2 protein-coding genes are annotated in these 1,975 nt (G+C 32.8%); one reads left to right on the forward strand and one right to left on the reverse strand.

Going from position 1 to position 1,975, the window contains the following annotated elements; genetic code table 11:
• Window positions 1–337: 337 nt before the first annotated feature.
• Window positions 338–1,204, reverse strand: a complete 867-nt coding sequence (locus ACIP9W_RS22335) for a nucleotidyltransferase-like protein (RefSeq protein ID WP_400793439.1) — start codon at window positions 1,202–1,204, stop codon at window positions 338–340.
• 133 nt (window positions 1,205–1,337) lie between these two features.
• Between ACIP9W_RS22335 and ACIP9W_RS22340 the strand changes: the two genes are divergently transcribed.
• Window positions 1,338–1,682, forward strand: a complete 345-nt coding sequence (locus tag ACIP9W_RS22340; protein WP_142540176.1) for a YgzB family protein — start codon at window positions 1,338–1,340, stop codon at window positions 1,680–1,682.
• Window positions 1,683–1,975 lie beyond the last annotated feature (293 nt).

The raw sequence follows: 1,975 nt of genomic DNA on the forward strand, positions 1-1,975 counted from the left end.
CCATAATAGAGAACTTAAAAAGCTCATTTTGTTTTGCTGGCATCATCATTAAATGATGTCATAATTGTTTTGCTATCAGACTAACAAGTTAATCTTTCAAGCTATATATCTTAACGTTTTGCATGTTCAGTTTTCAATGTTCATTTTGTTGTGTCGTTTTTTGCGACTTCTCTACTTTATCACTTTCGTTTTTCTAAGTCAAGAAGTTTTTTAAAAAACTTTTTTGTCGTAAGTTTGTGTTTCGTTTTTGACGACGCTTATTATAATACATCATAAAGAATTAGATTGTCAACAATAAAAACGAATAAATTTCTTATTCGTTTTTATTGCACACTCATTAACACTTTACTTTGTAGCATCTATGCATGATTTTATTGCTTTTAGTGGTCTGTTCTTCTATTAATATAAAACCTTTATCTACTAAAAACTCAATAAAAACTTCAAGATCCACCGAATACTTTTTCAGTTCTTCTTGTTCATGAATCTCTTGAATAGTCCAAAATTCTTTAGATGACAAAACTTCTAATATATGTTGAGCCCCGTCCTTTGTTCTTGAGTGAATTAAAAACTCACTAGCTAGAAATAGAAGTTCTAATCGTTTCTCTAACGATTCCTTACTTGATATAAGTTCATCGTATAATTTGTAAATAGCAGGATCTAGTTGTTTTACTTGTTTCCATACCATCACCTCTGGATGCATTCCATTTTCGAACACAGCTAGACGAGCTAAATGATGTAAAGAATCTACTATATGGTTATAGGCATCCAGATAATTCAATTGTTCAAAAAATACTTTACCTTCCATATACCTTCTACTTAGCTTTGCAAATTCAATACCCATTCTAACTTTTCTTCCCTTTAGCGGGAAATCATATAACTCTTTTTTCAGATTTTCTACATATTCATTGCGATCAAAAACAACTCGTCCATTAATAATCCAGTCAACTAGTTTTGGATTAGTTCCTACTAACAACCATTTTCTAAGTTGTGTTTCTGTAATGATATGCATTGCTGTTTTCTTTTCATCATACGAATAGTGCTTTGTAAAAACTGGTTTTTCGGCTTCTGATGTTATGATTAATAATATTGAATCAAACGTATCCGTAATTGGGCTAACTTCCTCCCGTTTTTCTACTGATATGATTCCTAGCGTATTTGGATCGCTTGCTCTTTCTTGATAAATTGGTCTCAATAACGCTTCCAAAATGGAGCCTCCTTTGTTTCCTTCTACTTATAGCTTTTCGACAATTAGTTTAAATTTCCTTCTAACCTAATTTCAAAACCTTACTTACTCCTAAAATATGATATAGTGGATTTATAATTTAGGAGGATGAAAAATGAAACCTTATAAAAACAAAATAAACCGAATACGTTCCTTTGCACTCGGACTCATATTCTTTGGATTTATCATAATGTATGGTGCTATTTTCTTTAGAGAAAACGCAATTTTAGTAACCATTTTCATGACACTTGGGTTACTATCCATCATAGGCAGTACAGCGGTATACGGTTGGATTGGTTTATTATCTACTCGAGCTGTTCAAGTCGTATGCCCCAACTGTGGTAAGCATACCAAAATTTTAGGAAGAGTCGATATGTGTATGTATTGCAAAGAACCACTTACACTTGACCCAAATTTAGAAGGACAAGAATTCGATCAATCACTAAACAGAAAGAAATAAGTGGACACTTTGCTTTAAAGCAAAGTGTTTTTTATATTAGTATAGTATACAGCAAAGTGAAAAGTTATTGGAGAGCAATTGTTTAATAGCTATTAACTAACTAATAATTGCCTTTTTACATCACTCAGCGTTTTGGAGAGTGCTTACGCATATACAAAGTCACCATACGTAGATTAAAACCACAAGCAAATAAAGGAACAAATAGAGTAGGCGCATGAAAATTAATTCATGCGCCTCTCGCAGATCCGTACGTGCGGGTCATCGCATACGGCTCCTCCATGCTTATCCCCTTT

The organism is Psychrobacillus sp. NPDC093180, from assembly GCF_044754065.1.
Classification (GTDB): domain Bacteria; phylum Bacillota; class Bacilli; order Bacillales_A; family Planococcaceae; genus Psychrobacillus.

Coding starts and splice junctions, on each gene's coding strand:
- ACIP9W_RS22340 (WP_142540176.1), top strand. CDS start 1,338: ATGAAACCTTATAAAAACAAAATAAACCGAATACGTTCCTTTGCACTC.